This is a genomic window from Bacillus sp. JJ1127 (genome assembly GCF_036965845.1).
In the GTDB taxonomy this organism is placed as follows: Bacteria; Bacillota; Bacilli; order Bacillales; family Bacillaceae_G; genus Bacillus_A.
In genome coordinates, this window is record NZ_JBALQK010000020.1 from 27502 (window position 1) to 35127 (window position 7626).

A 7626-nucleotide genomic window follows, 5' to 3' on the forward strand; every position below is an offset into this window, starting at 1 on the left:
GCATGGTCAGATGCTCTCTTCCATCTAAAAAGATTGGGTTTATGTTGGTTTTTTAATTGATGTATATATAGATTTCATAAGTATGAAAATGTAAAATAAATTCTCCTTTACAAGTATAGTAATATATTCTATAATCACAAGTAACTTCAATATATGAAATCGATGAGCAAGAAGAGTACGTATATTTGATGCGTTCAGAGAGCTGGGATAAGGTGTGAGCCCGGTACGATAAAATATACAGAATGGGCTTGCGAGAGGTATGCTGAACATTTTAGTAGGCAACCCGGGTTCTGCCGTTAAAAGGATAGGGTATCGGAGTTTTCCTGTACCTGAACAAGTGGGGTTTTTGATCCAATTGAGGTGGTACCACGGTATTCTATTACATATATCGTCCTCTACATGCAGCGTAGCATGTAGAGGACTTTTTTATTTTCTAAAGGAGGTGTGCGAGTATGAAGTGAAAGTGTATAATTAAGAAAAGTGCAAATATTCAAAAAGGAGAAATTATTTATGAAAGAAACACAGCAATGGACATCGAAAATTGGTTTTGTACTCGCAGCAGCCGGAGCTGCAGTAGGACTCGGGGCGATATGGAAGTTTCCGTATGTTGCAGGTAATGGCGGAGGCGGAGCATTTTTTCTAGTCTTTTTATTATTAACTATATTTATTGGTATGCCTCTTCTTTTGGCTGAATTTGTTATTGGGCGTAGTACACAAAAAGAAGCGGTTACTGCATACAAAGTACTCGTGCCGAATAGTAAACTATATCCATGGATTGGTCGCATGGGAGTTGTCACTTGTTTTAGCGTATTATCTTTTTATAGTGTAGTAGGTGGCTGGATTTTATTATATTTATATTATAGTGTGACAGGTCACTTTTGGAGTGGATCAGTGGAATATGGAAAATTGTTTGAACAGACAATTTCCAATCCAGCTAGTGCAGTTGGAGCTCAGTTGATTTTTATGCTTTGCACAATTTTTGTTGTAAGTAAAGGTGTAGAGAAAGGGATAGAAAAGGCAAGTAAGTATATGATGCCGCTATTATTTATTTTATTTATTGCCATTATTATTCGTGCCCTTACACTTGATGGTGCATGGGCTGGTGTTGAGTTCTTCTTGAAACCAGATTTTTCAAAGTTAACAGCAGATACTGTTTTGTATGCGATGGGACAATCCTTCTTTTCATTAACAGTAGGGGCTTCGGTAATGGTAACATATAGCTCATATTTAAAGAAGGAAGAGCATTTAGCAAAATCAGCGACATCGATTGTGAGTTTAACGGTATTTATTACAATCCTTGCGGGGCTTGCGATATTTCCAGCAATCTTTGCGTTAGGGGTTAAGCCGACGGAAGGGCCAGGTTTATTATTCATCATCCTTCCGGCTGTATTTGCTAAAATACCATTTGGACAATTTTTCTTTATTATGTTTTTGATTTTATTCTTCTTTGCAACATTAACTTCTGCCATTTCAATGCTCGAAATTGTTGTTGCTTCCGTAGCGAAAGATAATGCAAAAAAACGTCCTTCTGCATCATTGATCATTGGATTACTCATTTTCGTATTTGGAATTCCAGCGGCATTGTCATTTGGAATTATGAGTGATGTAAAGATATTTGGAAAAACATGTTTTGATTTAGTGGATTTTGTGGTAAGTAATGTCTTGCTTCCGTTAGGAGTACTAGCAATTTCATTGTTCGTACCGAATAAAATGAGTAAGGATTTATTAATGAAAGAATTAGAAGTTACAGAAACAAAAGGAAAAACATTATTTAACGTTTGGTTTTTCTTACTGCGTTATATTATTCCAATCACGGTTGTGGTTGTATTTTTAAATGCAATTGGTATATTTAAGATTTTCACAAAGTAAAAAGGCAGGGGATAAACCCCTGCCTTTTTATTTATAATCCGATATAAGGAGAAGGATCAACTGCGTTTGTTTTACCTACATTCCATTCTCCAATATGAAGTTCGAAATGTAAATGCTGTCCGTAAGATTGACCTGTATTCCCCATGAATCCTAATTGTTGACCTTGTTTCACCGTTTGTCCATTAGATACAGAGCGGCTGCTCATATGAGCGTATACAGTTGTGTAAGTTTTACCATTTATACGATGTGATAAGTATACAACATTTCCGTAACTAGAGGATAACTCAGATCGAATGACAACACCGTCGGCAGCAGCTATAATCGGAACTGTTCCAGAAGCGGCAATATCAATGCCTTTATGATTATCTATAGAGCGAGCACCAAATCCAGAAGTTTTTGAGCCAGCAGCTGGTTTAATGAATCCGCTTTTATTTGTATCTTGCGGTGTTGGAGCGGCTTGTCCGCTTTCTTTAGCGGAAGCGGTAGCTTGCTTTTTGGCTTCTTCTGCTTTACGTACTTCTTCCACACGTTTTTCTTCTTCAATTGCTTTTTGAACTGCTTGTCGCTGATTCTCTAAAATGCTTTTTGATTCTTCTAAGCCTTCAATCTCTGAATCTACTTTTGATACTTTAACGTGTAAATCGTTAATGAGAGCTTGTTGCTGCTGCTGATTTGCTTGCAATTCTTGTTGTTTTTGTTCTAGCTTTTGCCCAGATTCTTTCAATTGTTGTTCTTTTTTTTCAACAGCTTCTTTCTCGGATTTTACAGTTTCTTGATCTTGTGTCTGTTTTTTTACGATGTCTGTATCGTTATTTAAAATCAAACTAACGGAATACATATTATCAACAAGGTCTACGAGGTTGTTTGAATTCGTTAATACTTCAGTTATGATATTTGTTCGCGGTTTTTCTTGCATAGATTGTAATCGTTTTTTAATAACTTCTTGACGTGTGTCAATATTCTTTTGTAATTGTTCAATGTGTTTCTTTTTCTCAGCAATGATTTGCTGTGTTTTGCTAATTTCTTTTTTTGTATCGTTTAAATCCGCTTCATTTTTATTAATGGAAGTTGTTAATTCATCGATTTTCTTCTGTAACTCTTGTATTTCTTTCTCCATCTGTTCTTTTTCTGCCGATTTATTATGTAATTCTTGTTGTTTTCCTTCTAATTCTGATTGTATTGTAGATAATTTATCTTGACTTGTTTCTGCGTGTACTGGTGAAAGCAACGGAGAAACAAAAAGAGTTCCTGCTGCTAAAACGCTAAAAGCTGCAAATTTCTTATTCATTGGTGTCTAGCTCCTTTCCCTATGATTGTATATATCATAATAAGAAGAATGCTGTCTATTATTGTAATCATAATGTAAAGAAAATTTTATAAAATTGCTGATTTTTGTCGGAATTAAGGGAATTTTTTGCCTATATTGGTATGTTCTGTTGTGAAAATAAATAGAAGAAATGTTGATATACCTTATAAGGAATCGTTCTCATGTTAGGTTTTCTTACATTGGGTCGTTTTTTGTCAAGAAAATTATTTATATTCACGCAAACTTATTTTGTTGTCAGATTTCATTTTTTGCTTTATCATTTTTAACAGGGGCAAATGTAGTGAATTGTCGAATAATATGTAATACTCTTAATTTCTTGGCTTTATAGAAATAGAGAAAGGTAGAGTTATAGCATCTTTAGAAGGGGGTTACAGCAAGTATGAAAAGAATTGGACTTGCATGGCAAATTTTAATAGGGCTTGCGCTTGGTATTGCAGTTGGGGCAATTTTTTATGGCAATGCAGAAGTAGCAAAGTTTTTACAGCCAATTGGAGATATTTTCATTCGATTAATTAAAATGATTGTTGTGCCGATTGTCGTAGCGAGCATTGTTGTTGGGGTTGCTGGTGTTGGTGATGTGAAGAAGCTAGGGCGATTAGGCGGAAAGACAATTCTTTATTTTGAAATAATTACAACAATTGCAATTGTTCTTGGCCTACTGGTGGCGAATATTTTCCAACCAGGAAAAGGCGTGAATATGGATCAGTTAACAAAGACGGATATTTCAAAATATACATCTACAACAGAGCAAGTACAGAGCCATTCGTTTGCGGATACATTTGTAAATATTGTTCCGACAAATATTATGAAGTCGTTAGCTGATGGTGATATGCTTGCCATTATTTTCTTCTCTGTATTATTTGGTTTAGGGATTGCAGCAATTGGGGAAAGAGGAAGACCCGTTCTTCAATTTTTCCAAGGTGTAGCAGATGCAATGTTTTACGTGACAAACCAGGTAATGAAATTCGCACCGTTTGGGGTATTCGCATTAATTGGTGTAACGGTTTCTAAATTTGGTCTTTCGTCATTAATTCCATTAGGAAAATTAGTTATTGTCGTTTATGGATCCATGATATTCTTCGTTGTAGTTGTATTAGGGCTTACGGCAAAATTATTTGGAATTAACATATTCCAGTTCTTTAAGATTTTAAAAGAGGAGCTTATTTTAGCTTACTCTACAGCAAGTTCGGAGACGGTTTTACCAAAAATCATGGAGAAGATGGAGAAGTTCGGTTGTCCGAAAGCAATTTCATCTTTCGTTATTCCGACTGGTTACTCATTTAACTTAGATGGATCTACATTATATCAAGCAATCGCGGCAATTTTCTTAGCACAAATGTATGGTATTCATTTATCAATCACAGAGCAAATTACATTAATGCTTGTATTAATGGTTACATCTAAAGGGATTGCAGGTGTACCTGGTGTATCATTCGTTGTATTATTAGCAACACTTGGTACGGTAGGAATTCCAGCAGAAGGTTTGGCATTTATCGCAGGTATTGACCGTATTTTAGATATGGCACGTACAGCAGTTAACGTAGTAGGTAACTCTTTAGCAGCTGTTGTTATGTCTAAGTGGGAAGGTCAATATGATGAAGAAAAAGGACAAGCCTATTTAAAAGAGATTTCAGAAAAACAAGTAGCATAATAATTGTTGTAAAAGCCCTCGCATAAAATGTGGGGGCTTTTCTGTATAGAAAAGAGGGGAGAATAATGAAACGGAAATATGGAGATGGTTTTTCATGGAAACGGTTAATAGAGAAAAGTTATGAAGTGAAAACAATAGAGCAAGGCATGTTAGGGATACTGCATATGCAAAAAGTGAAAGAGCCTAGTTACAAGCAATATAATAATCAAAAACTTTGCATTGTCAATGATGGACACACATGGGTGCAGTACTTCATCAACGGTAAAAACTTTGCGATTACAGCTATGCTAAATGAAAAACGGAAATTAGTACAATATTATATTGATGTAGCAAAAGAGTTTAAAATAGATGAGAGAGGTATGCCATATTTCGATGATTTATATTTGGACGTAGTGCTATTACCTAATGGCGATGTATATTTGCTGGATGAAGATGAATTAGAAGAGGCCTACATAGATGGAGATATTTCTAAAGAGGAATATAACGTAGCGTGGGATACGGTAAGATGGCTTCTCGAAGTAATTGAAAAAGAAAATTTTCCCTGGATTGCAATTTTAGAAAAAGAAATTCAGAAATTAAAGTGACCATTTTCTTTTCGAGATGCTCATTTATTCGTGTTTTTGTAAATATCAAAAAATACCAACTGTTTTTATACAAATAATAATTGACTTTTGATTTGTAAGCGAGTAAAGTTAGGGAAGAAATTATTATCAAAAATAAAATATGAAACCTTCTTATAAAGAGAGGCGGAGGGACTGGCCCTACGATGCCTCGGCAGCGGACTCAAGATGGAGTGCTGTGCCAAATCCAGCAAGCATGTGCTTGAAAGATGAGAAGAGTGTTTCTTATAGATGTATAAGACCTCTTCTTTTCGGAAGAGGTCTTTTGTTATTGATTAGAAAAGGTTTAAAACTAGGGAGAGATGATACTTTGAAAGAAACGAGAGGAAATGGTTTAGCTTTATTGCCGCTTGGAATATTTTTGGCACTATTTATTGGTTCTGGAATTATTACAGGTGATTTCTATAAATTACCGATACTCGTAGCGATTTTAATTGCTGTAGGGGTTGCTTTGGCAATGAATCGTAAAGAAAGCTTTACAGCAAAAGTTGAACGGTTTGCCAAGGGCGCTGGTAATCCGGATATTATGATTATGGTGTTAATTTTTGTACTTGCAGGTGCATTTTCTGAAACTGCAAAAGGAATGGGTGGAGTTGACTCTACAGTAAATTTAGCACTGTCTATTTTGCCGCAAGGATTTATCGTTGCAGGGATTTTTGTTATAGGGGCATTTATTTCATTAGCAATGGGAACTTCGATGGGAACGATTGCCGCGTTAGCACCAATTGCAGTAGGGATTAGTCAGCAAACAGATATTTCTATTGCATTAACAATGGGAACAGTTGTTGGTGGTGCGATGTTTGGCGATAATCTATCATTTATCTCTGATACGACAATTGCAGCGGTTCGTTCGCAAGGAACTGAAATGAAAGATAAGTTTAAAACAAACTTTTTAATTGTGTTACCAGCAGCAGTTATTACGATTATATTATTAGTTTTCCTTACATTAGGAAACCATACGGAAATGAAAGCTCATACGTTTGATTGGGTGAAAATCTTGCCATATGCAGGTGTGCTTGTTACAGCGTTACTTGGGTGTAATGTTCTTGTTGTATTAGCAGGTGGAACGGTTTTATCAGGAATGATCGGTTTGATAGATGGAAGTTATACATTGGCAAGTTTCTTTAAAAGTGTAACAACGGGAATCAGTGGCATGATGGAGTTAGTACTATTAGCAATTTTAATTGGCGGGATGGTTGAAATCATTCAATATAATGGTGGTATTCAATATCTAATGAATATATTAACACGTAATATTCGCTCGAAAAAGGGTGCAGAGTTTGGGATTGCTGGCTTAGTTAGTATGACGAATATGTGCACAGCAAATAATACAATCTCTATTATTTTCACTGGACCACTTGCGAAAAATATTGCAGATCAATATGAGATTGATCCACGAAAATCAGCAAGTGTATTGGATCTTTTCTCATGTTGTGTACAAGGATTAATTCCATATGGAGCACAAATGTTGACGGCAGCAGGGTTTGCTGCAGTATCTCCAATTGAATTGCTACCATACGCATTTTATCCAATTTTAGTTGGAGTATGTGGTATAGTTTCTATTTTAATTGGTTTTCCTCGATTTTCAAAGGTAGCGGAAAAAAAGCAATATCATAAAACAGCATAACTTTAATGTAAATAATGTAGAATAAAAAACGCTCAGACAATAAATACTGGGCGTTTTTTTGTTACTTATAAATCTTTTTTTAAATAGTAATGTTTATAATCTCTTCCTACATTATCAAGGACACCAAACTCTTTATAACCATGCTTTTTATAGAAGTCTAATGCTTGGAAGCTTAAAGTATCTACTTTTATGAAGTCACATTTTTTCTCTAAAGCGATTTTTTCTACTTCTAACAATAATTTAGATCCGTATCCTAATTTACGGATGTCTTCATCAATCATAAGAGTATGAATCTCTAACCAATTCCAGCAAACCTCACCTAATAGTCCCCCGTGAACTTTGTCATTTTCATCTTTAAGAAATAAATGAATTTCTGAGTATCTTCCTCTTAAATCTGGTGGGAAATGTTTTAAATTATATTCGTAAAGTGCATTGTTTATATGGTTTTTATCATTTGTATTTACTTCTTTAATAATATGTAAAGCCATTATGCATGTCTCCCCTTGTATCTGTATAGTCTCTATATAAATCC

At 35.1% G+C, this 7626-nt stretch carries 6 protein-coding genes, 1 riboswitch and 1 other annotated feature; of the genes, 4 read left to right on the forward strand and 2 right to left on the reverse strand.

What is annotated here, in order from left to right; translation table 11 throughout:
• Positions 1–153 precede the first annotated feature (153 nt).
• Positions 154–399 (forward strand) — a binding site (T-box leader).
• 111 nt (positions 400–510) lie between these two features.
• On the forward strand, positions 511–1869 hold the full coding sequence (locus tag V7183_RS02815) for a sodium-dependent transporter (protein WP_097897309.1): 1359 nt from the start codon (positions 511–513) through the stop codon (positions 1867–1869).
• Positions 1870–1900: 31 nt separating this feature from the next.
• On the opposite strand, the gene V7183_RS02820 is transcribed toward V7183_RS02815, so the two are convergent.
• Complete coding sequence (locus V7183_RS02820; RefSeq protein WP_335358630.1) at positions 1901–3157, reverse strand: murein hydrolase activator EnvC family protein; 1257 nt, start codon at positions 3155–3157, stop codon at positions 1901–1903.
• 418 nt (positions 3158–3575) lie between these two features.
• Between V7183_RS02820 and gltP the strand changes: the two genes are divergently transcribed.
• The 3 genes from gltP (at position 3576) to V7183_RS02835 (ending at position 7094) form a co-directional block, all read left to right on the forward strand.
• The gene (gene gltP, locus V7183_RS02825) at positions 3576–4847 is read left to right on the forward strand and encodes a glutamate/aspartate:proton symporter GltP (RefSeq protein WP_097897307.1); all 1272 of its coding nucleotides are present in this window, start codon (positions 3576–3578) and stop codon (positions 4845–4847) included.
• A 65-nt stretch (positions 4848–4912) separates the two neighbouring features.
• Positions 4913–5431: a DUF402 domain-containing protein gene (locus V7183_RS02830; protein WP_335358631.1), complete on the forward strand. Its 519-nt coding sequence runs from the start codon at positions 4913–4915 to the stop codon at positions 5429–5431.
• A gap of 147 nt (positions 5432–5578) precedes the next feature.
• Positions 5579–5683: riboswitch (SAM riboswitch) on the forward strand.
• A gap of 94 nt (positions 5684–5777) precedes the next feature.
• On the forward strand, positions 5778–7094 hold the full coding sequence (locus tag V7183_RS02835; RefSeq protein WP_335358632.1) for a Na+/H+ antiporter NhaC family protein: 1317 nt from the start codon (positions 5778–5780) through the stop codon (positions 7092–7094).
• A 65-nt stretch (positions 7095–7159) separates the two neighbouring features.
• Here V7183_RS02835 and V7183_RS02840 read toward each other — a convergent pair whose 3' ends face one another.
• The gene (locus V7183_RS02840; RefSeq protein WP_097897305.1) at positions 7160–7582 is read right to left on the reverse strand and encodes a GNAT family N-acetyltransferase; all 423 of its coding nucleotides are present in this window, start codon (positions 7580–7582) and stop codon (positions 7160–7162) included.
• Between the last annotated feature and the right edge of the window lie 44 nt (positions 7583–7626).

Bases quoted from the DNA above. Each gene is read 5' to 3' on its own strand.
- V7183_RS02815 (WP_097897309.1), top strand. From the start codon at position 511: ATGAAAGAAACACAGCAATGGACATCGAAAATTGGTTTTGTACTCGCA.
- V7183_RS02820 (WP_335358630.1), bottom strand. From the start codon at position 3,157: ATGAATAAGAAATTTGCAGCTTTTAGCGTTTTAGCAGCAGGAACTCTT.
- gltP (WP_097897307.1), top strand. From the start codon at position 3,576: ATGAAAAGAATTGGACTTGCATGGCAAATTTTAATAGGGCTTGCGCTT.
- V7183_RS02830 (WP_335358631.1), top strand. From the start codon at position 4,913: ATGAAACGGAAATATGGAGATGGTTTTTCATGGAAACGGTTAATAGAG.
- V7183_RS02840 (WP_097897305.1), bottom strand. From the start codon at position 7,582: ATGGCTTTACATATTATTAAAGAAGTAAATACAAATGATAAAAACCAT.